A 272-nucleotide genomic window follows, 5' to 3' on the forward strand; every position below is an offset into this window, starting at 1 on the left:
GCATGAAACGCGTCCATCAGGGGCGCTGCTTTTTCCTGACGTATTCGTCGCCGGACATCCGGTTCCAAATCGCGAACCTCGCGTTCAATTTCATATAGGGCCGCGATGTACCGCAACGCTTGCTCGGCCAGCACGCTTTTTTTGGTGACGTGCAGATCGTAAAACTTGCGGCGAGCGTGGGTCATGCAGCCGATTTCAGTAACGCCAAGTGCAAAACTGGCTTTGTAACCACCGTAATCGTCGCAGACCAACTTGCCTTTCCAGTCGCCAAG

At 54.4% G+C, this 272-nt stretch carries 1 protein-coding gene; it reads right to left on the reverse strand.

Going from position 1 to position 272, the window contains the following annotated elements:
- Positions 1-272, reverse strand: a 272-nt coding sequence (locus GHO25_RS27015; RefSeq protein ID WP_153393481.1) for a transposase, incomplete at both ends; no start/stop codon positions are given.

It is taken from the genome of Pseudomonas sp. FSL R10-1350, assembly GCF_009600525.1.
GTDB lineage: Bacteria > Pseudomonadota > Gammaproteobacteria > Pseudomonadales > Pseudomonadaceae > Aquipseudomonas > Aquipseudomonas helleri.